The organism is Halorhodospira sp. 9622 (assembly GCF_022228025.1).
Classification (GTDB): Bacteria; Pseudomonadota; Gammaproteobacteria; order Nitrococcales; family Halorhodospiraceae; genus Halorhodospira; species Halorhodospira halophila_A.
The window spans coordinates 180,786-203,343 of record NZ_JAJNRE010000001.1 but is presented as its reverse complement, the minus strand read 5'-3'; the positions used below and the strand labels follow the sequence as shown (position 1 = coordinate 203,343).

The following is a 22,558-nucleotide window of genomic DNA, read 5'->3' as shown; positions in this document are numbered from 1 at the left end:
ATGCACGGGCTACGGATCAGGAGCGCAGCCCTGTCCCCCGGTTTAGCAGATAGAGGGCAAACCCGCCGAAGGCCGCGATGAAGGCGAGCATCATCGCGTACGACACGGCGATGTGGACGTCGGCCGAGCCGAGGATGCCGTAGCGGAAGGCGTTGACCATGTAGAGGATTGGGTTGGCCAGCGACACCCCCTGCCAGAACTCCGGCAGCAGCGAAATCGAGTAGAACACGCCGCCGAGGTAGGTCAGCGGGGTCAGAACAAACGTGGGGATGATGGCGATGTCGTCGAACTTGCGCGCGTAGATGGCGTTGATGAAGCCGCCGATGGAGAACAGCACCGCGGTCAGGACCACCACCGAGATGGTGATTGCCCAGTTGTGGATGGGCAGGGAGGTGAACATCAGCGCCACGGCGGTGACGATCGCGCCGGTGAACAGCCCGCGCCCCACACCTCCGGCGACATAGCCCAGCAGGATGACGATGTTGGGTGTCGGCGAGACCAGCATCTCCTCGATGTGGCGCTGGAACTTGGCGCCGAAGAACGACGAAACCACGTTGTTGTAGGAGTTGGTGATCACCGCCAGCATGATGATGCCGGGGGCGATGTACTCCATGTATCGGTAGCCCTCCATCTCGCCGACCCGTTCGCCGATCAGGGCGCCGAAGATCACGAAGTAGAGGGTCATGGTGATCGCCGGCGGCACCAGGGTCTGGATCCAGATCCGCAGATAGCGGTGGGTCTCCTTGTAGACAATGGTCTGCAGCGAGACCAGGGCGGCGCGGGTTCGCGACGGCGTACCCTGGCTGCCGTAGCGGCGCGGGGATCCCTGGGGCCGGTTCAAGAGACGACCTCCTGCCTATCGGCGTTGTCCGGCGTCACCGGAGCCGGGTCGCTGCTCTCTACCAGGCGCAGGAAAAGTTCCTCGAGGCGGTTCGACTTGTTGCGCATGCTGCTGACCGTGATCCCGTGCTTGGAGAGGGCGGCGAACAGGTCAGTCAGAGCTCGGCCGCGCGGCACCTCCGCTTCCAGGACGTAGTCATCAACCTGGCGCAGGGCGAAGTCGTCCAGCTGCGGCAGCGGCCGGGGGACCCGATCGACGTCGAGCAGGAAGGCGTGGGTGGACAGGCGCTGGAGCAGGCTCTTGACGTCGGTGTTCTCGATGATCCGTCCATCATCAATGATGGCGATGTCCTTGCAGAGGCTCTCGGCCTCCTCGAGGTAGTGCGTGGTGAGGATGATGGTGGTGCCCTGGTCGTTGATGTGGCGCAGGAAGTCCCACATGGAGCGGCGCAGCTCGATGTCCACGCCGGCGGTGGGCTCGTCGAGGATCAGAAGCTGCGGTTCGTGCATCAGCGCCCGGGCGATCATCAGCCGGCGTTTCATCCCGCCGGAGAGCGTGCGCGAGACGGTCTCACGCCGTTCCCACAGGCCCAGGCTATGGAGGTAGTGCTCGGCACGCTGGCGGGCTAACCGGCGCGGGATACCGTAGTAGCCGGCCTGGTTGACCACGATCTGCTCCACGGTCTCGAAGGTGTTGAAGTTGAACTCCTGCGGGACCAGGCCGATGGAAGACTTGACCGCCCAGGGGTCGCGGTCCAGGTCGTGGCCAAAGACGCGTACCGTCCCGCCGCTCTTGTTGACCAGCGTCGAGACGATCCCGATGAGGGTGGATTTGCCCGCCCCGTTGGGTCCCAGCAGCCCGAAGAAAGCGCCCGCGTCGACGGTCAGATTGATGCCGTGCAGCGCGATATGCCCCCCGGCGTAGGTCTTGGTCAGGTCGGAGACGGCTAGGGCGGTCAAAGGGTGTCCTCGGGTTCATGGAGAAACCTCTCATGGTAGGGGGTGTGCCGGTTTTTTTGTAGGGCGGTCGGGATGCCGCGGGGGGATATGCCGGGCTGTGGTAACAAAATGCCGAATCCGTATTTCACGCCGCCGGCAGAGGCGCCTAGGGTGAGCAAGGGTGCGGACGCCGCTGAAGCCCGCCGCAGCGTCTGGGGCGATCGGCTCGTCCGGATCAAGGCGGGAACAGACGGGGAGGCAGATCGATGAGCGAATCCCGAGCAGTATCCGTCGAGCGGGACTTGGCGCCGGCGCTCAGGGCGCGGGTTTGTCAGGCCGTGCAGGTCCTGGAGCGGGTCGAGGGCGAGCTGCTGCCCGCGGCGCTGGCCTCCAGCTTCAGCGCCGAGGACATGGTGCTGCTGGACCTGATCCGCGGGCACGCGCCGGGGATCGGGGTCTTTACCCTGGATACCGGGCGGCTGCCGGCGGAGACTTACGCACTGCAGCAGCAGGTGCTGGAGCGTTACGGCCCGGTGGTGCGCACCTACTTCCCCAATCCGGCTGAGGTGGAGGGTTTTGTGGCGCATTACGGCGCCAACGGGTTCTACCATGGCATCGAGGCCCGGCGGGCGTGCTGCCATGCCCGGAAGGTGGCGCCGCTGCAGCGCGCCCTGGCCGGGCAGCGTGCCTGGCTGACCGGGATGCGCCGCGCCCAGGCCGTCACCCGCCAGGAGGTGGTCGTCGAGGGGTTCGACGAGCACCACGGCCTAGTGAAGGTCAACCCGCTGGCGGAGTGGCGTGAGGACGATGTATGGGCCTACCTGCGCAGCCGCCGTGTGCCGTACAACGAACTCTACGATCAAGGGTATCGCAGTATCGGGTGTGCGCCGTGTACCCGGCCGGTTGCTCCGGGTGAGGATGCCCGCGCCGGGCGGTGGTGGTGGGAGGCATCGGGTCAGCGCGAGTGCGGCCTGCACCGGGCTCCGGCGGGGGCGACCGGGTGGTTGAAATGCGCCGCAAAGCCGTGACAGATCACCGCTGGCCCCGGTAGAATACCGGCGTCTACGCGCCGGAGGGCGCGGTTTGGCGATTCCATGGACGGGAGGGGTAAACCCTCCCGTTTTTTGCATGCCCGCACCCCGTCCGTGGCTTGTCCGGGCGGGGCCGTTGAGCTCCAGACAGGGGAGGCTGCGTTGACCCGGCCAGCACTGCTCGTCCTCCAGGACGGTACGGTTTTCCACGGCGAGGCGGTGGGCGCCGACGGGGCCGTCACCGGCGAGGTGGTCTTCAATACCGCGATGACGGGTTACCAGGAGATCGCCACCGACCCGTCCTACGCCGGTCAGATCGTGACCCTGACCTACCCCCACATCGGCAACACCGGCATCAACAGCGTCGACCGCGAGGACGACCGCGCTCGGCTGGCGGGGCTGGTGGTGCGCGATGTGCCGCCGCGGGCCAGCAACTGGCGTGCCGAGAAGGGGCTGACGGCCTGGCTGCGTGACCAGGGGGTGGTGGCGATTTCCGGGATCGATACCCGCAAGCTAACCCGCCGCCTCCGCGAGTGCGGAGCCCAGGGTGGTTGCCTGGTCGCCGGCGAGTCGCTGGACGAGGTCTGGGCGCTGGCTCAGGCCCAGGGCTACGGCGGCATGAGTGGCCGTGACCTGGCCGGCGAGGCGGGCACCAAGACCCGTCGGCCGTGGCAGCGCGGGACCTGGACCCTGGACGATGGTCTTGCCGATGCGGCGGAGCGCGGTGAGTCGGGGCGGTACCACGTGGTGGCTTTCGATTACGGGATCAAGCAGCAGATCCTGCGCCTGCTGGTCGACGCCGACTGCCGGGTCACGGTGGTACCGGCGCGGACCGGGGCTGCGGATGTCCTCAAGCTGCAGCCGGACGGCTTGTTCTTCTCCAACGGGCCGGGTGACCCGGAGCCGATGGACTACGCGGTGGCGACCATCCGCGAGCTCTTGGAGGAGCATCGCATCCCGACCTTCGGCATCTGCCTGGGCCATCAGCTGCTGGGGCTGGCCAGCGGGGCGCGGACCGAGAAGATGAAATTCGGCCACCACGGTGCCAATCACCCGGTGATCGACCTGGCCTCCGGGCAGGTGCTGATCTCCAGCCAGAACCACGGCTTCGCGGTGGACGAGGGCAGCCTTCCCGACCACCTGGAGGCGACGCACCGCTCGCTGTTCGACGGCTCGCTACAGGGTATCCGGCGCACCGACGTGCCTGCCTTCAGCTTCCAGGGCCACCCGGAGGCAAGCCCCGGTCCCCACGACATGCGTCCGCTGTTCCAGCGCTTCGTCGAGATGATGGAGCGTGACTGAGCACTGCGCAGCCGCATCACAGGCGACCGCCGACCACTGGACCCCGAGCACTCTGGAATCATGCCGAAAAGAACTGACATCCAATCGATCCTGATCATCGGCGCCGGCCCCATCGTCATCGGCCAGGCGTGCGAGTTCGACTACTCCGGGGCGCAGGCGTGCAAGGCGCTGCGTGAGGAGGGCTACCGGGTCATCCTGGTCAACTCCAACCCGGCGACCATCATGACCGACCCGGAGACCGCCGATGCGGTCTATATCGAGCCGGTGGAGTGGCAGACGGTCTCGCGGATCATCGAGCGCGAGCACCCCGATGCGGTCCTGCCGACCATGGGTGGGCAGACGGCGCTCAACTGCGCCCTCGACCTGGTCAAGCACGGCGTGCTGGAGCGCTTCGGTGTTGAGATGATCGGCGCCACCCGTGAGGCGATCGACAAGGCCGAGGAGCGCGAGGCGTTTCGCGCCGCCATGTCGCGGATCGGGCTCGAGTCGCCGCGCGCCGAGATCGCCCGCTCTATGGCCGAGGCCCAGGCGGCGCAGGCACGGATCGGCTTCCCGGTCATCATCCGCCCGTCCTATACCCTGGGCGGCTCCGGCGGCGGCATCGCCTACAACCGGGAGGAGTTTCACGAGATCGTCGAGCGCGGCCTCGACCTCTCCTACACCAACGAGGTGCAGCTCGAGGAGTCGGTCCTCGGCTGGAAGGAGTACGAGATGGAGGTCGTGCGCGATCGCCACGACAACGCCATCATCATCTGCTCCATCGAGAACCTCGATCCCATGGGGGTGCACACCGGTGATTCGGTCACGGTGGCCCCTGCGCAGACCCTCACCGACAAGGAATACCAGCTGATGCGCGACGCATCGCTGGCGGTGCTGCGGGAGATCGGCGTGGAGACCGGCGGCTCCAACGTCCAGTTCGCCATCAACCCGGACAACGGGCGCATGGTGATCATCGAGATGAACCCGCGGGTGTCGCGCTCGTCGGCGCTGGCCTCCAAGGCGACCGGCTTCCCCATCGCCAAGGTGGCGGCCAAGCTGGCCGTCGGCTACACCCTCGATGAACTGCGCAACGAGATCACCGGTGGTGCCACCCCGGCCTCCTTCGAGCCGACGATCGACTACGTCGTCACCAAGATCCCGCGTTTCACGTTTGAGAAATTCCCGCAGGCCGACTGCTACCTGACGACCCAGATGAAGTCCGTGGGCGAGGTCATGGCCATCGGACGGACCTTCCAGGAGTCTTTCCAGAAGGCCCTGCGGGGACTGGAGCAGGATCTGTCCGGGCTCGACGAGCGGCTCGACCACAGTCGCACGGACGTGCGCGATACGGTGCGCCACTCGCTGCGTCAGCCGACCCCGGATCGGGTTCTGCACCTGGGGGATGCGTTCCGGGTCGGCTTCACCCTCGATGAGGTCCACGGCATGACGGCCATCGACCCGTGGTTCCTCGCGCAGGTCGAGGAGCTGATCGCCGTGGAGGGGGAGGTCGCCGCCTCGACCCTGGACGACTGTGATGCCGGGGCGCTGCTGCGCCTCAAGCGGCGCGGTTTCTCCGATGCCCGTCTGGCGGCCCTGTGGGGCGTCAAGGAGTCCCAGGTGCGCCAGCGCCGCCGCGATCTGGGCGTGCGGCCGGTGTTCAAGCGGGTGGACTCCTGCGCCGCCGAGTTCCCCACCGCCACCGCCTACCTCTACTCCACCTACGAGGAGGAGTGCGAGGCAGAGCCGAGCGGACGCAAGAAGATCATGGTTCTCGGCGGCGGGCCGAACCGTATCGGGCAGGGGATCGAGTTCGACTATTGCTGCGTCCACGCCTCGCTGGCCCTTCGCGATGACGGCTACGAGACCATCATGGTCAACTGCAACCCCGAGACCGTCTCCACCGACTACGACACCTCGGATCGGCTTTACTTCGAGCCGTTGACCCTGGAGGACGTGCTGGAGGTGGTCGAGACGGAGCAGCCGGACGGGGTGATCGTCCAGTACGGCGGGCAGACGCCGCTGAAGCTCGCCCGCGAACTCGAGGCCGCCGGGACGCCGATCATCGGTACGACCCCGGACTCCATCGATCTGGCCGAGGACCGGGAGCGCTTCCAGGACATGATCGGCCGCATCGATCTGATGCAGCCGCCGAACCGCACCGCCCGCACGGAGACCGAGGCCCTGCAGCTGGCTGCCGAGATCGGTTATCCGCTGGTGGTGCGCCCCTCGTACGTCCTTGGTGGTCGGGCGATGGAGATCGTCTACGAGGAGAGCGAGCTGCGCCAGTACATGAACGAGGCCGTGCGGGTTTCGCACAACTCGCCGGTGCTGCTTGACCGCTTCCTCGACGATGCCGTGGAGGTCGACGTGGACGCCGTCAGCGACGGCGATCAGGTGGTGATTGGCGGCATCATGCAGCATATCGAGCAGGCCGGCGTCCACTCCGGCGACTCCGCCTGCTCTATCCCGCCCTACACGCTGGGGCAGGATGTGCAGGATCGGATCCGCGAGCAGGTGCGCCTGCTCTCCCGGGAGCTCGGGGTGGTCGGGCTGATGAACGTGCAGTTCGCCATCCAGGGGCAGCGCATCTTCCTACTGGAGGTCAACCCGCGCGCCTCGCGGACCGTGCCCTACGTCGCCAAGGCGTGTGGCGTGCCGCTGGCCAAGGTGGCCGCCCGCTGCATGGCCGGCCGCACCCTGGCGGAGCAGGGGGTGGTGAACGAGGTCATCCCTAACTACTATTCCGTAAAAGAGGCGGTCTTCCCGTTCCTCAAGTTCCCCGGTGTCGATCCCATCCTCGGTCCGGAGATGAAGTCTACCGGCGAAGTGATGGGTATTGGCGCCTGTTTCGGGGAGGCCTACGCGAAGGCTCAGCTGGCTGCGGGGGTGACCCTGCCGCGGGGCGGCTGTGCCTTTGTCAGTGTGCGTGAGGTGGACAAGGAGGCAGCGGTCGAGGTGGCGCGGGACCTGGTTCGGCGCGGCTTTCGCTTGATCGCCACCCATGGCACCGCGGCCGCCCTCGAGGAGGCGGGCCTGGAGGTGCGCCGGATCAACAAGGTCATCGAGGGTCGGCCGCATGTCGTGGACGCCATCAAGAACGACGAGATCGATCTGATCGTGAATACCACCGAGGGGCGGCAGGCCATTGCCGACTCCTACTCGATCCGCCGCGAGGCGCTGCAGCGCAAGGTCTGCTACACGACGACCATCGCGGGTGCCCGGGCCACGTGCCTGGCACTGGATCACATGAAGGACTGGGAGGCCCGCCCCCTTCACGCCCTGCACAGGGAGATGACGGGATGAGCAAGATACCGTTGACGGTTCGTGGCGCAGAGAAGCTGCGTGAGGAGCTTCAGCGGCTCAAGCACGAGGATCGCCCGCGGGTCATCCAGGCGATTGCCGAGGCGCGGGAACACGGCGACCTAAAAGAGAACGCCGAGTATCACGCCGCGCGCGAGCAGCAGAGTTTTATTGAGGGCCGTATCCAGGAGATCGAGGGCAAACTGTCCAACGCCCAGATCATTGACCCGGCGACGGTGCAGGCGGCCCCGAAGATCGTCTTCGGGGCGACCGTGGCGCTCGAGGACACCGACACCGAGGAGACGGTCAGCTATCAGATCGTTGGCGAGGACGAGGCGGACATCAAGCAGCACCTCATCTCGGTCAACTCGCCCATCGCCCGCGCGCTGATCGGCAAGGAGGAGGGTGACGAGGCCGTGGTGCAGGCCCCGGGCGGTGAGCGGACCTATGAGATCGTCGAGGTCCGCTATGAGTAGGTGCGGGCAGCTTGCCCGCAGCGGCCCGGCGGTGGAGGTGCGGTGCTGATCCGCGCGGCCGAGCGGGTGGCGCTGACGATGCTGGCCGGCGCGCTGTGGAGCGTCGGCTACATCGTCTCGCCATTGCTGTTTCGCACGCTGGAGGACACCGCCCAGGCGGCGGCGTTGGTCGGCGAGATCACCGGCCTGGTGGCTTGGATCGCCCTGGTGTGTGCCGCGCTGCTGATACCGACACAGTTGCGCCACCGGATCCGTCCGCTGGCGGCCCACTGGCGGCTGTGGCTGCTGGTGCTGTTGGCGGTCGTGCTGGCGGTGGGAGAGTTCTGGGTGCGGCCACCGATGGCGGTTTTAACTGAGCAGGCCGGTGAAGTCGGGTACCTCTCGGCCCTGCGTGCCGCCGAAAGCCTCTACTTCGTGGCCAGTGCCATTGCGCTGGTCCTGGTACTCGGCGGGATCGAACCGCGGCTGGCGGCAGGTGACGGTGATGCCGTCGACACCGCGGAACAGGGACGCTGAGCGTCTGCCGCGCGGGAGCTCAGATCAGGACTTGGCTCTTCTCCGGGTTCTCTCGATAGAGCAGGACGATCCGCCCGATGGTCTGGACCACGATCGCCCCGGTCTGTTCGGCAATCTCCTCGGTCATGGCCTGGCGCTCCTCCTTGCTGGCGCCGGCGAGCTTCACCTTGATCAGCTCGTGGTCGTCCAGGGCACGCTCAATCTCCTCCAGGACCCCCTCGCTGAGGCCGGCGGCCCCGGTCAGGACGACGGGCTTGAGGGCGTGGCCGAGCCGGCGGAGTTGCTTGAGTTGATCCGGATCTAGATGCATGGAGGTGTTTGGTGCCTGGTGACGATAAAGCAAGAAGGCTATCACGCCGTGGCGTGGTCCGGGCAAGCGGCGGGCCGCTGCGCGAGGTCAAGATCGAGCTGGGTGTGGTGGTGCTGGTGATCATCTCGGCGTACTTCCTGACGCTGGGTCTCGATCTCGCCGCCTGGCAGGAGGCGCTCGGCGTGCTGGTGGTCGCCAGCCTGGGTGCCGGCTGGGTCGTGCTGCGCGCACGTGCCGTGGCGCGCCGCCGCGTGGCGGAAGGGGGCGGGCATGGCGGCCTGTAGGCGGCGGCGCAGCGGTTGCAACTCCCGGGCCCGGCGGAGCCGGCACGAAAGCGATCCGTTCGTCCGCCGTGCCCGTGCTGAGGGGTGGCGCTCGCGGGCAGCACTTAAGCTCGAGGCGATCGACCAGCGCGACGGGCTCCTGCGCCCCGGTCAGGTGGTTGTTGACCTGGGCGCCGCACCCGGTGGGTGGTCGCAGCTGGCGGCGCCGAAGGTGGGCGCGTCAGGGTTGGTCGTCGCCATCGACCTGCTGGAGATGGAACCCCTGCCCGGGGTTACGTTCGTCCACGCCGACTTTTCCACCGACGACGGGCTGCGCGCCGTGGAGACCGCGCTGGGCGGGCGCCCGGTGGATGTGGTGCTCTCCGACATGGCGCCGAATCTGACCGGGCACAGCGCGGTGGATCAGCCGGCGGCGATGGGGCTGGCGGAACTCGCCGCCGACTTTGCCGGTCAATTCTTGCATAAGGATGGTGACTTCCTCGTCAAGGTCTTCCACGGCGAGGGGTTCGACACGTTCCGCGGCGAGCTGACACGGCGCTTCTCCCGCGTCCTCTCTCGCAAACCGGACGCCTCCAGGTCGGGCAGTCGGGAGGTCTACCTTCTGGCTCGCGGTCCGACGGTATAGTAAGGTGCCTATCAGGTGCCGCATTCAGGCAGATTGAGGTGACGCCGTGAGCGACATGGCCAAGAATCTGATCCTTTGGGTCATCATCGCCGTCGTGCTGATGTCCGTATTCAGCAACTTCCAGGAGCAGTCGGCGGATGTGACCGAGAAGGTCCCCTACTCCGAGTTCCTCAACGAGGTCGAGCGCGGCAATATCCGCGAGGTGCTGATCCGGGGCGAGGAGATCACCATCCAGCACGCCGACGGCAACGAGTACCTGACCTTCAACCCCGAGGTGGACAACCGGGCGCTGATCGGCGAACTGCTCGAGCACGGCGTCACCATCGATGCGGAGCGGGCTGAGGAAGACAGCATGCTCCTGCAGATCCTCATCTCGTGGACGCCCTTCCTGCTGCTGATCGCCGTGTGGATCTACTTCATGCGCCAGATGCAGGGAGGCGGTGGCGGCCGCGGGGCGATGTCCTTCGGCAAGAGCAAGGCCAAGATGATGACCGAGGAGCAGAGCAAGCACAGCTTCTCGGACGTGGCCGGCTGCGACGAGGCCAAGGAGGACGTCAAGGAGCTTGTGGACTTCCTGCGCGACCCAAGCAAGTTCCAGAAGCTCGGCGGGACCATCCCGCGCGGCGTGCTCATGGTCGGGCCGCCGGGAACCGGCAAGACCCTGCTCGCCAAGGCCATCGCCGGCGAGGCGCGGGTGCCGTTCTTCTCCATCTCCGGGTCGGACTTCGTCGAGATGTTCGTCGGCGTCGGCGCCTCCCGGGTGCGGGACATGTTCCAGCAGGCCAAGAAGCAGGCGCCGTGCATCATCTTCATCGATGAGCTGGACGCCGTCGGCCGTCAACGCGGCGCCGGGCTCGGTGGTGGTCACGACGAGCGCGAGCAGACGCTAAATCAGATGCTCGTCGAGATGGACGGTTTCGAGGGCAGCGAGGGCATCATCGTCATCGCCGCCACCAACCGGCCGGACGTGCTCGACCCGGCACTGCTGCGCCCCGGCCGCTTCGACCGCCAGGTGGTGGTGCCGCTGCCGGATGTGCGCGGACGCGAGCAGATCCTGAACGTGCACATGCGCAAGGTGCCCATGGCCGACGACGTCCGGCCCGAGATCATCGCCCGCGGAACGCCGGGCTTCTCCGGGGCCGATCTGCAGAACTTGGTCAACGAGGCGGCGCTGTTCGCAGCGCGGGCCAACAAGGAGGCCGTCGATCAGACGGACTTCGAGCAGGCCAAGGACAAGATCATGATGGGCTCCGAGCGCAAGTCCATGGTGATGAAGGAAGACGAGAAGAAGCTCACGGCCTACCACGAGGCTGGGCACGCCATCGTCGGCCTGCGCACCCCGGAGCATGATCCGGTCCATAAGGTGACGATCATCCCACGCGGTCGTGCGTTGGGCGTGACCATGTTCCTCCCGGAAGAGGATCGGTACAGCTACACCAAGCAGCGCCTGGACAGCATGATTGCCAGCCTCTTTGGCGGCCGGATCGCCGAGGAGCTGATCTTTGGCAACGACCGGGTCACCACCGGTGCCCAGAACGACATCCAGCGGGCCACCGAGATTGCCCGCAACATGGTCACCAAGTGGGGGCTCTCGGCGCGGCTTGGCCCGCTTGCCTACGGCGAAGAGGAGGGCGAAGTCTTCCTCGGCCGCTCGATGGCGCAGCAGAAGGAGGTCTCGGACGAGACGCAGCACGCCATCGACGAGGAGGTCCGGGCGGTGATCGACAGCAACTACACCGCCGCGGAGAAGATCCTCCAGGAGAACCTGGAAAAGCTCCATATCATGGCCGATGCCCTGATGAAGTACGAGACCATCGACCGCGACCAGATCGATGACATCATGCAGGGCAAGGAGCCCCGGCCGCCCAAGGGGTGGCAGGATCGCGATCAGGGCGGTGGCTCCACCGACGAGGGCGAGACGGTCGGGGTTGACGACCAGGCCGAAACGGATGGCAAGGACGACGGCCGCGAGGGACCCATCGGCGGACCCGTAGGCGAACACTGATGGTGGCGTTGTCCGACGGGGCGGTTCTCCATTGCGGGGGCCGCCCCCTCTCGTTAGATCGGCCGCGGGTTATGGGCGTGCTCAACGTGACCCCGGACTCCTTTTCGGACGGGGGCCACTTCCTCGACCTGGAGCAGGCGCGCGCCCATGCCCGGCGGATGGTGGCCGAGGGCGCCGACCTGATCGATGTCGGAGGCGAGTCGAGCCGCCCCGGTGCGCCGCCGGTGCCGCTGGAGCAGGAGCTTGAGCGAGTGGTCCCGGTCGTCGAGGCCCTGGCCCGCGAGGTCGATTGCCCGATCTCCGTGGACACCTACAAGCCCGAGGTGGCCCGCGAGGCGGTAGCCGCCGGGGCGGGTTTGATCAACGACATCCGTGCGCTGCAGGAGCCGGGGGCCGCGGAGGCAGCCGCCGGGCTGGGCGTCCCAGTGTGTCTGATGCACATGCAGGGTCAGCCCCGGACCATGCAGGATGCGCCGAGCTACAATGACGTGGTGACCGAGGTGGCCGAATGCTTGGCGGAACGGATGGCCGCCGCCGAGGAGGCCGGGCTGCCACGCGAGCGCATGCTGCTCGATCCGGGGTTCGGTTTCGGTAAGACGCTGGAGCACAACTACCAGCTGCTCCGGCACCTGGATCGGATCGTGGCGCTCGGACCACCGGTGCTCGTCGGCATGTCGCGCAAGTCCATGATCGGCAAACTGCTGGATCGCCCGGTGGAGGAGCGGTTGCCAGGCAGCCTGGCGGCGGCGGCCGTCGCCGTGTACCAGGGGGCACGGATCATCCGTGCCCACGATGTTGGGGCGACCGCCGACGCGGTGCGGGTGGCAGCGACGGCCGCGAGCGCCTAGGCAAGTGCACTGAAAGGGAACACGGACTTGGCCGAGCAGAGAATCTATTTCGGAACCGATGGCATCCGCGGGCGGGTCGGCGAGGCGCCGATCACCCCGGACTTCGTCCTCAGGCTGGGCTGGGCGGCTGGCCGTGTCCTCGTCGGCGAGGGGCAGCGCAAGGTGGTCATCGGCAAGGACACCCGGCTGTCCGGGTACATGTTCGAGTCCGCCCTCGAGGCCGGTTTCGCGGCCGCCGGCGTGCACAGTCTGATGCTCGGGCCCATGCCGACCCCGGCCATTGCCTACCTGACGCGGACCCTCCATGCCCGGGCCGGTGTCGTCATCAGCGCCTCACACAACCCGCATTACGATAACGGGATCAAGTTCTTCGGCCCGGATGGCTACAAGCTCGACGACGCCACCGAAGAGGCCATCGAGCGACTGCTCCAGGACGGGCCGCCGCAGATGGTCCCCTGCCAGGAGCTGGGCCGCGCGACCCGTATCAACGACGCGGTCGGGCGGTACATCGAGTTCTGCAAGGGCTCTGTGGGTCGGCGCATCGACCTGCGCGGTCTCCGGGTCGTGGTTGACTGCGCCCACGGTGCCACCTACCAGGCGGCACCGGCGGTGCTCCGCGAGCTGGGTGCCGAGGTGGTGCTCATCGGCCACGAGCCGGACGGGCTGAACATCAATGTCGATCACGGCTCCCAGCACCCGGAGCGTCTGTGCCGGCGGGTGGTGGACGAGTCCGCGGATGTCGGTGTGGCGTTCGACGGCGACGGCGACCGGGTGATCATGGCCGACCGGTCCGGCCGCCTGATCGATGGCGATGGTCTGCTCTATATCATCGCTACGGCCCGGGTGGCCCGTGGTCAGGCGTGCGGACCGGTGGTCGGCACCCAAATGACCAACCTCGGCCTGGAGGTGGCGCTGCAGGAGCTGGGGCTTCCCCTGGAGCGGACCCGGGTGGGCGACCGTTATGTCCTCGAGCGGCTGCTGCAGGTCGGCGGTGTGCTGGGCGGTGAGTCCTCCGGTCATATCATCTGCCTGGATCGGACCACCACCGGCGACGGGCTGATCTCGGCGCTGCAGGTGCTCGAGGCCATGGTGACCACCGGCCGGCCGCTGGATGAGCTGGTCGCCGGGATGCAGTACTATCCACAGCGTCTGGTCAATGTGCCGATCGAGCGTGGCGTGGACGTACTCGGGTTGCCGGCGGTCAACGAAGCGGTCAGCGAGGCCGAGCAAGAGCTCGGCGAACGGGGGCGGGTGTTGTTGCGTCCGTCCGGGACAGAGCCGCTGCTGCGGGTGATGGTCGAGGGCGCCGACGGGGCGCAGGTGGATCGCCTGGTCGAGTCGCTGGCGGAGACCGTGGCCAGCGCGGCCCGGGGTGCGGCCACCGACCCGATTTGATTTCAGTCGCTTGTGTAGATAGGCTTCGTCAGCTTCATAGGAATCCATAGACAGGGTTGGGTCTAGGCATGCGGCGCAAGATCATTGCTGGTAACTGGAAGATGAACGGCGACCAGGATCTGGTCCGCCGCGTTGCGGAGCACGCTGCCGACAGCGGTGGCGATGCCGAGCTGGCGGTCTGCCCGCCGTATCCCTTGCTCGCGGCGGCCGCATCGCAGCTGCCATTCGGTGTGGCGCTGGGTGCGCAGGACGTCAGCGAGTACGAGTCGGGCGCCTACACCGGCGAAGTGTCGGCGGGCATGCTGCTCGAGGCGGGGTGCCGTTACGTGATCGTCGGGCACTCGGAGCGTCGGACGCTCTACGGCGAGGACAACGGCCGGGTGGCCGGCAAGTTCGTGGCGGCGCGCAATGCCGGGCTGACCCCGATCCTGTGCGTTGGCGAGACCCTGGCCGAGCGAGATGCCGAGCGCACCGAGACTGTGGTAGGTGAACAGCTCGACGCTGCCATCGACGCCGTGGACGGGGCGGCCTTCCAGGGGGCGGTCATCGCCTATGAGCCGGTCTGGGCCATTGGGACCGGGCGGACCGCAACCCCGGAACAGGCGCAGGCGGTGCACGCTTTCATCCGTCAGCGCGTTGCGGAGCGCGATGGCAATGAGGTGGCCGACCAGCTGCGCATCCTCTACGGGGGCAGCATGAAGGCGGACAATGCCGCCGAGCTCCTGGCCCAGCCGGATATCGACGGCGGTCTGATCGGTGGCGCGTCGCTGGATCCCGACAGCTTCCTTTCGATTTACAACGCAGCCGCGGAGGGCTGAGGTAGACCCATGTTTGAAGCGTTGCTTGCCGTCCATATCGTCATCGCCGTTGCCCTGGTGGTGCTGGTCCTGCTGAACCAGGGGAAGGGCGCTGACATGGGAGCCGCCTTCGGCAGCGGTGCCTCGAGCACCGTCTTCGGCTCGCGCGGCGCAGCGACCTTCATGACCAAGCTGATTGCGACCCTGGGTACGACCTTCTTCCTGACCAGCCTGGGGCTGGCGGTGATCGCCTCGCAGGGGATCGGCGGCGGCGCTTCGGTGATTGGCGACGACGACGTGCTCGAGAGCGAGGAAGAGACGGAAGAGGAGGATCCGGAGGCGCCGGCGGCTCCGGACATGCCGGCGGAGCAGGAGGCCCCCGCGCCTGAGGCGCCGGGTCAGCCGGTGGAGCCGGACGCGCCTGCGGAAGAGGGTGAAGCGGAGTAGCCCCTTTTCCGCGATTGCGGGATTGAATCGCGGGATCAGGGTTGCTATCATGCGTCCCGCGTTGGGGCAGAGTAAACGCCCAAGCGCAACTGTCTACGTGCCGAAGTGGTGGAACTGGTAGACACGCCGTCTTGAGGGGGCGGTGGCGAAAGCCGTGCCGGTTCGAGTCCGGCCTTCGGCACCATCTATATCTCTCCTTCCTCAGCGCGCACTCGCGCGATATCCCGCACCCTGATCGTCCCTGTCTGGTCGCGCCGGTTGGCGGGATTGATTTCCCGCAACCGTCACGATCGTTTGTCGGCACGATAACGTCTTTAAAATCAGGAAGTTAAAAAAGCCGCTGAGTTGACACGGAGAGAGACCGCTCCGTAAACTCCAGCGATGTTCGACACGGGGGCGGGGCACCGGTCCCGTGTTCTCACCAGCGGAGCGGCGAACGATGCTAGAGAATTACCTCCCGGTTCTGCTCTTCATTGTCGTCGGGCTCGTCTTCGGCGTCCTGCCTCTGGCTGCCGGGTTCGTGCTCGGTCCTCGGCGTGAAGATCCGGAAAAGCAGTCGCCTTACGAGTGCGGCTTCGAGGCCTTCGAGGATTCGCGCATGAAGTTCGACGTGCGCTATTACCTCGTCGCCATTCTGTTCATCCTCTTCGATCTCGAGATCGCCTTCCTCTTCCCTTGGGCAGTTGTGTTGGACGACATTGGGCTGTTCGGCATCTTGGCCATGGGCCTATTTGTCGGGCTTCTCGTGATCGGTTTGCTCTACGAGTGGCGTAAAGGGGCGCTGGAATGGGAGTAGAAGGCATCCTGGAGCGGGGGTACGTGACGACCTCCGCGGATAAGCTGATCAACTGGGCGCGGACCGGCTCCCTGTGGCCCATGACCTTCGGCCTGGCCTGCTGTGCCGTCGAGATGATGCACACCGCGGCGGGGCGCTACGACATGGACCGCAACGGTCTGATCTTCCGGCCCAGCCCGCGGCAGTCTGATGTGATGATTGTCGCCGGCACGCTCTGCAACAAGATGGCCCCGGCGCTGCGCAAGGTCTACGACCAGATGCCGGAGCCGAAGTGGGTGATCTCCATGGGGTCGTGTGCCAACGGCGGGGGGTACTACCACTACTCCTACTCGGTGACGCGCGGCTGCGACCGCATCGTCCCCGTGGACATCTACGTCCCCGGTTGTCCACCCACGGCCGAGGCCCTGTACTACGGCATCCTGCAGCTGCAGAACAAGATCCGCCGGACCAATACCATCGCACGTTGAGGGAGAGTCATGGCTGAGCCCGAGAGCCTGTTGGAGCAGCTCCGCGGCCATTTCGGTGGTCGTTTGACCGATTGCTGGCTCGAGCGCGGCGAGGTGACGCTGGAGGTCCGGCCCGCCGAGTTGGTTGCGGTGATGACCGAGCTGCGTGATGCCGCCGATTGGCGTTTCGAGCAGCTGTCCGATGTCGCCGGGGTCGACTACGCCGCCTACGGCCAGGATGAGTGGATCACCGAGTCGGCGACCGGGACAGGCTTCAGCCGCGGGGTGACCGAGCCGGGGTTTGGGCGTCTGGGCCTGACCGGCATCTACGGGGTGCAGTCGATCGAGGAGCGGACCGGCCGGCGTTTCGCGGCGGTCTATCAGCTGCTGTCGTTGACGCACAATCAGCGCCTTCGCGTGCGCTGCTTCGCCGAGGATGACGACCTGCCGGTATTGCCCTCTGTGTCGGGCCTCTGGCCGTCCGCCAATTGGGCCGAAAGGGAGGCTTTCGACCTGTACGGTATCGTTTTCGAAGGCCACCCGGATCTGCGCCGGATCCTCACCGATTACGGTTTTGTCGGGCACCCCTTCCGCAAGGACTTCCCGCTGATCGGCAACGTAGAGCCGCGCTACGACCCCGAGAAGGGGCGTGTCGTCTACGGGCCGGTGGAGATCGAGCCGCGGGTGCTCGTGCCGCGGGTGATCCGCGAAGACAACCGTTACGCCGCACCGCACAAGGCGGAAGGCACGGAGGGACAAGCCGATGGCTGAGTTCCAGAGCTATACCCTGAACTTCGGCCCGCAGCACCCGGCGGCGCACGGGGTGCTGCGCCTGGTGCTGGAGATGGAGGGGGAAACGGTGCGCCGCGCCGACCCCCACATCGGTCTGCTGCACCGGGCGACGGAGAAGCTGGCCGAATCCAAGCCGTACAATCAGTCCATCGGCTACATGGACCGGCTCGACTACGTCTCGATGATGTGCAACGAGCACGGCTATGTGCGCGCGATCGAGAAACTGCTCGGTATCGAGCCGCCGCTGCGGGCGCAGTATATCCGCACGATGATGGACGAGGTCACCCGCATCTTGAACCACCTGATGTGGCTCGGCGGGCACGGGCTCGACGTCGGCGCCATGACCGCGTTCCTGTATACCTTCCGCGAGCGCGAGGATCTCATGGATGTCTACGAGGCGGTCTCGGGCGCGCGGATGCACGCGACCTACTACCGCCCGGGCGGGGTGCACCGCGACCTGCCCGACCAGATGCCCAAGTACGAGCCCTCGCCCTACCGCAGCGAGAAGGAGTTGCGTGAGATGAACCGCGCCCGCGAGGGCTCGGTGCTCGACTTTCTCGACGACTTTTGCGAGCGCTTCCCCGCCTGCGTGGACGAGTACGAGACGCTGCTGACCGAGAACCGGATCTGGAAGCAACGACTGGTGGACATCTGCCCGGTCTCCGCCGAGCGTGCCGTGGAACTCGGCTTTACCGGTCCGCTGCTGCGCGGCTCCGGAGTAGCCTGGGACCTGCGCAAGAAACAGCCTTACGCCGCCTACGACCGGGTCGACTTCGACATCCCGGTCGGCGTCAACGGTGACTCCTACGACCGCTACTTGGTGCGTGTCGAGGAGATGCGCCAGTCGGTGCGCATTATCAAGCAGTGCGTGGACTGGCTGCGCGACAACCCGGGCCCGGTGCGGGTCGACGATCCGAAGGTGACCCCCCCGACCCGGGAAGAGATGAAAGACGACATGGAGTCGCTCATCCACCACTTCAAGCTCTTCACCGAAGGGTACTGCACGCCGCCCGGCGAGGTTTACGCCGCGGTAGAGGCGCCCAAGGGCGAGTTTGGCGTCTACCTGATCTCGGACGGCGCCAACAAGCCGTACCGCTTAAAGGTCCGGCCGCCGTGCTACTACCACCTGGCGGCTACTGACGAGATGATCCGCGGCTACATGCTGGCGGACGTGGTGACCCTGATCGGCTCGCTGGATGTGGTGTTCGGGGAGGTGGATCGGTGACGGAGCAGACGGTGGCAGCAGAGACCCTGAGCGCGGACCAGTGCCGGCGTATCGACCACTGGCTGGCTAAGTATCCCGATGACGAGCAGGGGCGGGCGTCGGCGATCATCCCGGCGCTGCACATCCTGCAGGATGATAACGGCGGCTGGCTGGAGCGGCGTCACGTGGCGGCGGCCGCAGACTACATCGGCATGCCCCGGGCCAGCGCCTTCGAGGTGGCGACCTTCTACTCCATGTTTCACCTCGATGAGCCGGTGGGCCGGCACAAGGTCAATATCTGCACCAATATTTCGTGCTGTCTCAACGGCGCCGATGAGCTGGTGGCCTACGCCGAGGAGAAGCTCGGGATCCGGCTCGGCGAGACGACGCCGGACGGGCGCATCACGCTGGTGCGCGAGGAGGAGTGCCTGGCCGCCTGCACGCGGGCGCCGATGATGGTCGTCGACGGGCACTACTACACCCATCTGACCCGCGAGCGGATCGACGAGATCCTCGACGGGCTGAGCTGAGCCGCAGGGCGCGGAGGGGTCATGGTCAACCAAGTTTGTTATACGACCCTGGGCTATGACGAGCCGTGGAGCCTGGAGACCTACCGCAAGGTGGGTGGCTACAAGGCCCTCGAGCGCGTGCTGCGCACGCCCATGTCGCCCCAGGAGGTCATCGACGAGGTCAAGCAGAGCGCCCTGCGCGGTCGGGGCGGTGCCGGCTTCCCGCCGGGGATCAAGTGGGGGTTCATGCCCCGCGACAGTGCCGGGCAGAAGTACCTGATCTGCAACTCTGATGAGTCCGAACCGGGAACCTGCAAGGATCACGACATCCTGCGTTTCAACCCGCATGCGGTGGTCGAGGGGATGATCATCGCCGGCTACGCCATGGGCGCGAGCGTCGGCTACAACTACCTGCGCGGCGAATTCCATCACGAGCCGTTCGAGCGTATGGAGCAGGCGGTGGCCGAGGCCCACCAGGCCGGCTACCTGGGGCAGAACATCCTCGACTCGGGCTTCGATTTTCAGCTCCACAACCACTACGGTGCCGGCGCCTATATCTGCGGCGAAGAGTCGGCACTCATGGAGTCGCTCGAGGGCAAGAAGGGCCAGCCCCGATACAAGCCGCCTTTCCCGGCGCAGGTCGGCATCTACGGCAAGCCGACGACCATCAACAACACCGAGACCCTCGCCTCGGTGCCTGCGGTCATCCGCAATGGCGCCGACTGGTTCCTCAACCTCGGTAGGCCGAACAACGGCGGCGAGAAGATCTTCTCCGTCTCCGGTCACGTCGAGCGCCCCGGCAACTACGAGATCCCGATGGGCATCCCCTTCCGCGAGCTACTGGAGATGGCCGGCGGTGTGCGTGGTGGTCGCCGGCTCAAGGCGGTGATCCCCGGCGGCAGCTCGACGCCGGTGGTCCCCGGCGAGACCATGCTCGAGACCGACATGGACTACGACAGCATTGCTGCAGCCGGCTCCATGCTCGGCTCCGGGGCCGTGGTGGTGATGGACGATACCACGGACATGGTGCGCATCCTCGCCCGTATCACGCGCTTCTATTACGCCGAGTCCTGCGGGCAGTGCACGCCGTGTCGTGAAGGCACCGGCTGGCTCTATCGCGCGGTCCAGCGGATCCATGAGGGGCGCGGCACCCACGACGACCTACGCATGCTCGAGGAGGTGCCGGGGCAGATCGCCGGGCACACCATCTGCGCCTTCGGTGATGCGGCGGCAACTCCGGTGCAGAGCTTCATCCAGCACTTCCGGCACGAGTTCGAGCACTACATCGAGCACGGTCGATCCCCGGTGGAGGCAGCGGCATGAGCGCAAACGAGGAGACGGTCACCATCGAGGTCGATGGGTGCTCCATCGAGGCCCGCAAGGGCGAGATGCTGATTCAGGCCACCGACCGTCACGGGATCCACGTCCCGCGGTTCTGCTACCACAAGCACCTCTCGGTGGTGGCCAACTGTCGGATGTGCCTCGTCGAGGTCGAGAAGGCGCCGAAACCGCTGCCGGCGTGCGCCACGCCAGTGGCTGACGGCATGGTGGTGCGCACTACATCGGCGACGGCGATCAAGGCGCAGCGCGGGGTGATGGAGTTCCTGCTGATCAACCACCCGCTCGACTGCCCAATCTGCGACCAGGGCGGCGAGTGCGAGTTGCAGGACATCTCCATGGGGTACGGCCGCGGGATCTCGCGCTTTACCGAAGGCAAACGCTCCGTGGCCGACGAGGACCTTGGCCCGCTGGTCGCCACGGAGATGACCCGCTGCATCCACTGCACCCGCTGTGTGCGCTTCCTCGACGAGGTGGCCGGGCAGAAGGAACTCGGTGGCATGGGGCGGGGCGAGCACATGGAGATCTCGACTTACCTGGAAACGGGTCTAAGCTCGGAGCTCTCCGGCAACGTGATCGACCTCTGCCCGGTTGGAGCGCTGACCAACAAGCCGTTCCGTTTCCGGGCCCGTCCGTGGGAGCTGCTCAGCTTCCCAGCGGTCTCCCCCCACGACGGGGTCGGCTCGAACCTGGCGCTGCACACCCTGCGCGGACGTATCCAGCGGGCGGTGCCGCGCGAGAACGAGGCCATCAACGAGACCTGGATCGCCGACCGCGACCGGTTCGCCATTGAGGGGGTCGACCACGCCGACCGGCTTGTGCAGCCGATGATCAAGCGCGACGGCCGTTGGCACGAGGTGCCCTGGGAGACGGCACTCGATCGCGCCGCGGGGGCCCTGCAGGGGGTCGTCCAGCGCCACGGCGCTGATGGTCTGGGCGGGCTGCTGGCGCCGAGCGCCACCCTCGAGGAACTCTACCTGGCGGCGCGACTGCTGCGCGGTCTGGGGAGCGGGAACGTCGACCACCGGCTCCGCGAGGTGGACACCTCGGACCAGGAACAGGCACCGCCCTTCCCCTATCTCGGGCAGGAGATCGCCGAGCTCGAGCAGGTCGATGCGGCGCTGCTGGTCGGGGCCTATACCCGACACGAGCAGCCGCTGATCAACCACCGCCTGCGCAAGGCCGCGCGTTCGGGCGCGCAGATCATGGCCCTGAACCCCCGGGGGTTCGATTGGAACCTGCCGCTGGCCTCAGAGCAGGCCGTTGCGCCGGCGCAGCTGGTTGCCGAGTTCGGCGCGGTGGCGGTGGCAGTGGCCGAGGGAGCCGGGCGCTCGCTGCCCGACGAATTGGCTGCCGTGGCCGGACCGGTGACGGATCACGCCCGCGAGGTGGCGCGCCGGTTGGCCGCGGCGCAGCGGCCCACGGTGCTGCTCGGCAACCTCGCCAGCAGTCATCCGCAGGCTGCCGCGTTGCGGGCCCTGGGCAGCTGTATCGCGGAGTTCTGCGGCGGGCGCCTCGGGGTTCTCGCCGAGGCCGGCAATACCGCCGGCGGCTGGTTGGCCGGCGCGGTGCCACATCGTCAGGCCGGCGGCGTGGCGGCACAGCCGGCCGGACGCAGCGCCGACGCCATGCTGCGCGCCGGGCTCAAGGGGTATCTGCTGCTGAACGTCGAGCCGACCCGCGATCTATGGGATCCGCAGGCCGCCCGGCAGGCCATGGAGCAGGCCGAAGAGGTGGTGGCCATCACGGCCTTCGCCGACGAGCAGCTGCGCGCCCAGGCCGACGTCCTGCTGCCGATGGGCGCTTTCGGCGAGAGTGCCGGGACGTACGTCAACAACGAGGGCCGCTGGCAGAGCTGCCGTGGTTTGGCGGAGCCTCCCGGCGAGGCACGCCCGGGCTGGCGCGTCCTGCGTGCCCTGGGCACGGTCCTCGGGCTGGAGCGCTTCGAATACAACGACATCGCCGATGTTTACGGCGAGCTGGCCGGGCTCTGTCGGGATCTGAGGCCGGGGTCGCACTACCCGGCCACGGCGGTGGCCGCCGGGGCGAAGACGGGGCAGGGCTTGGCGCTGGCCGGTGGTGTGCCGATCTACGCCGGCGATCCGCTGGTGCGGCGCGCGCGGCCACTGCAGCAGGCGCCGATTGCCGGGCGGGCCGAGGTGGTGCTTGCCCCGCAGACGGCGGCCGAACTCGGGTTTTCGCAGACGCAGCCACGCCGCGTCCGGGTCCGTGCCGACAGCGGGGTGGCGGAGCTGCCGCTGGTCGTGGATGACGCCGTGCCGGCAGGCGTGGCCTGGATTCCTGCCGGGCTGGATGAGCGTGCGGCGCTCGGCGGCCCTTACGGGACCGTCTCGCTGGAAGCGCTCTAGGCCGCAGAGC

General features: G+C 67.1%; 22 protein-coding genes and 1 tRNA gene. 20 read left to right on the top strand and 3 right to left on the bottom strand.

Translation table 11 applies throughout. From position 1 onward, the window contains the following. Positions 1 to 16 precede the first annotated feature (16 nt). On the bottom strand, positions 17 to 841 hold the full coding sequence (locus LRG07_RS00920; RefSeq protein ID WP_370641468.1) for an ABC transporter permease: 825 nt from the start codon (positions 839 to 841) through the stop codon (positions 17 to 19). After that, positions 838 to 1,800 (bottom strand): ABC transporter ATP-binding protein, encoded by a 963-nt coding sequence (locus LRG07_RS00915; protein WP_201171505.1) that lies wholly within the window; start codon positions 1,798 to 1,800, stop codon positions 838 to 840. Before LRG07_RS00915 ends, LRG07_RS00920 begins: the two co-directional genes overlap by 4 nt. Positions 1,801 to 2,045: 245 nt before the next feature. Here LRG07_RS00915 and LRG07_RS00910 point away from each other — a divergent pair, with 245 nt between their 5' ends. The 5 genes from LRG07_RS00910 to LRG07_RS00890 all read left to right on the top strand — a co-directional run bounded on the left by LRG07_RS00910 (position 2,046) and on the right by LRG07_RS00890 (position 8,383). Continuing rightward, positions 2,046 to 2,807 (top strand): phosphoadenylyl-sulfate reductase, encoded by a 762-nt coding sequence (locus LRG07_RS00910; protein WP_238636682.1) that lies wholly within the window; start codon positions 2,046 to 2,048, stop codon positions 2,805 to 2,807. A gap of 165 nt (positions 2,808 to 2,972) precedes the next feature. Beyond that, positions 2,973 to 4,112: a glutamine-hydrolyzing carbamoyl-phosphate synthase small subunit gene (gene carA / locus LRG07_RS00905; RefSeq protein WP_238641577.1), complete on the top strand. Its 1,140-nt coding sequence runs from the start codon at positions 2,973 to 2,975 to the stop codon at positions 4,110 to 4,112. Positions 4,113 to 4,172: 60 nt separating this feature from the next. Next, a complete protein-coding gene (gene carB, locus LRG07_RS00900) occupies positions 4,173 to 7,394 on the top strand; it encodes a carbamoyl-phosphate synthase large subunit (protein WP_238641576.1) in 3,222 nt (1,073 codons plus the stop codon). Further along, positions 7,391 to 7,867 (top strand): transcription elongation factor GreA, encoded by a 477-nt coding sequence (gene greA, locus LRG07_RS00895; protein WP_201171485.1) that lies wholly within the window; start codon positions 7,391 to 7,393, stop codon positions 7,865 to 7,867. Before carB ends, greA begins: the two co-directional genes overlap by 4 nt. A 42-nt stretch (positions 7,868 to 7,909) precedes the next feature. After that, the gene (locus tag LRG07_RS00890) at positions 7,910 to 8,383 is read left to right on the top strand and encodes a DUF4149 domain-containing protein (protein WP_201171484.1); all 474 of its coding nucleotides are present in this window, start codon (positions 7,910 to 7,912) and stop codon (positions 8,381 to 8,383) included. Between the two features lie 19 nt (positions 8,384 to 8,402). Here the strand turns inward: LRG07_RS00890 and yhbY are convergent, their stop codons facing one another. Then, positions 8,403 to 8,693, bottom strand: coding sequence for a ribosome assembly RNA-binding protein YhbY (gene yhbY, locus LRG07_RS00885; protein ID WP_201171483.1), 291 nt, complete (start codon positions 8,691 to 8,693; stop codon positions 8,403 to 8,405). Between the two features lie 11 nt (positions 8,694 to 8,704). Between yhbY and LRG07_RS00880 the strand changes: the two genes are divergently transcribed. The 15 genes from LRG07_RS00880 to nuoG all read left to right on the top strand — a co-directional run bounded on the left by LRG07_RS00880 (position 8,705) and on the right by nuoG (position 22,548). Further along, a complete protein-coding gene (locus tag LRG07_RS00880; protein ID WP_201171479.1) occupies positions 8,705 to 8,977 on the top strand; it encodes a hypothetical protein in 273 nt (90 codons plus the stop codon). Continuing rightward, positions 8,964 to 9,602: an RlmE family RNA methyltransferase gene (locus LRG07_RS00875; RefSeq protein WP_201171477.1), complete on the top strand. Its 639-nt coding sequence runs from the start codon at positions 8,964 to 8,966 to the stop codon at positions 9,600 to 9,602. The genes LRG07_RS00880 and LRG07_RS00875 overlap by 14 nt, the downstream gene beginning before the upstream one ends. Positions 9,603 to 9,648: 46 nt before the next feature. Further along, positions 9,649 to 11,607: an ATP-dependent zinc metalloprotease FtsH gene (gene ftsH, locus LRG07_RS00870; protein WP_201171475.1), complete on the top strand. Its 1,959-nt coding sequence runs from the start codon at positions 9,649 to 9,651 to the stop codon at positions 11,605 to 11,607. After that, positions 11,607 to 12,455: a dihydropteroate synthase gene (folP, locus tag LRG07_RS00865; protein ID WP_201171465.1), complete on the top strand. Its 849-nt coding sequence runs from the start codon at positions 11,607 to 11,609 to the stop codon at positions 12,453 to 12,455. The genes ftsH and folP overlap by 1 nt, the downstream gene beginning before the upstream one ends. A 27-nt stretch (positions 12,456 to 12,482) precedes the next feature. Then, the gene (glmM, locus tag LRG07_RS00860; protein WP_201171463.1) at positions 12,483 to 13,850 is read left to right on the top strand and encodes a phosphoglucosamine mutase; all 1,368 of its coding nucleotides are present in this window, start codon (positions 12,483 to 12,485) and stop codon (positions 13,848 to 13,850) included. Positions 13,851 to 13,918: 68 nt separating this feature from the next. Continuing rightward, entirely contained in the window at positions 13,919 to 14,668 is a 750-nt protein-coding gene (gene tpiA / locus LRG07_RS00855; RefSeq protein WP_201171461.1) for a triose-phosphate isomerase, read from the top strand. A 9-nt stretch (positions 14,669 to 14,677) separates the two neighbouring features. Beyond that, the gene (gene secG, locus LRG07_RS00850; protein ID WP_201171459.1) at positions 14,678 to 15,094 is read left to right on the top strand and encodes a preprotein translocase subunit SecG; all 417 of its coding nucleotides are present in this window, start codon (positions 14,678 to 14,680) and stop codon (positions 15,092 to 15,094) included. A 99-nt stretch (positions 15,095 to 15,193) separates the two neighbouring features. Continuing rightward, a tRNA-Leu gene (locus LRG07_RS00845) sits at positions 15,194 to 15,278 on the top strand. Positions 15,279 to 15,533: 255 nt separating this feature from the next. Then, entirely contained in the window at positions 15,534 to 15,890 is a 357-nt protein-coding gene (locus tag LRG07_RS00840; RefSeq protein ID WP_011814551.1) for an NADH-quinone oxidoreductase subunit A, read from the top strand. Beyond that, the gene (locus tag LRG07_RS00835; protein WP_011814550.1) at positions 15,881 to 16,357 is read left to right on the top strand and encodes an NADH-quinone oxidoreductase subunit B family protein; all 477 of its coding nucleotides are present in this window, start codon (positions 15,881 to 15,883) and stop codon (positions 16,355 to 16,357) included. The genes LRG07_RS00840 and LRG07_RS00835 overlap by 10 nt, the downstream gene beginning before the upstream one ends. A gap of 9 nt (positions 16,358 to 16,366) precedes the next feature. Next, complete coding sequence (locus tag LRG07_RS00830; protein WP_201171457.1) at positions 16,367 to 17,107, top strand: NADH-quinone oxidoreductase subunit C; 741 nt, start codon at positions 16,367 to 16,369, stop codon at positions 17,105 to 17,107. Continuing rightward, complete coding sequence (locus tag LRG07_RS00825) at positions 17,100 to 18,353, top strand: NADH-quinone oxidoreductase subunit D (protein WP_201171456.1); 1,254 nt, start codon at positions 17,100 to 17,102, stop codon at positions 18,351 to 18,353. Before LRG07_RS00830 ends, LRG07_RS00825 begins: the two co-directional genes overlap by 8 nt. Further along, positions 18,350 to 18,862 carry an NADH-quinone oxidoreductase subunit NuoE gene (gene nuoE, locus LRG07_RS00820; RefSeq protein ID WP_201171454.1) on the top strand — a complete coding sequence of 171 codons (513 nt, stop codon included), beginning with the start codon at positions 18,350 to 18,352 and terminating at the stop codon, positions 18,860 to 18,862. Before LRG07_RS00825 ends, nuoE begins: the two co-directional genes overlap by 4 nt. 21 nt (positions 18,863 to 18,883) lie before the next feature. After that, complete coding sequence (gene nuoF / locus LRG07_RS00815; RefSeq protein WP_201171452.1) at positions 18,884 to 20,164, top strand: NADH-quinone oxidoreductase subunit NuoF; 1,281 nt, start codon at positions 18,884 to 18,886, stop codon at positions 20,162 to 20,164. Continuing rightward, positions 20,161 to 22,548 carry an NADH-quinone oxidoreductase subunit NuoG gene (gene nuoG, locus LRG07_RS00810; protein ID WP_238641575.1) on the top strand — a complete coding sequence of 796 codons (2,388 nt, stop codon included), beginning with the start codon at positions 20,161 to 20,163 and terminating at the stop codon, positions 22,546 to 22,548. The genes nuoF and nuoG overlap by 4 nt, the downstream gene beginning before the upstream one ends. The last annotated feature ends 10 nt before the right edge of the window (positions 22,549 to 22,558 follow it).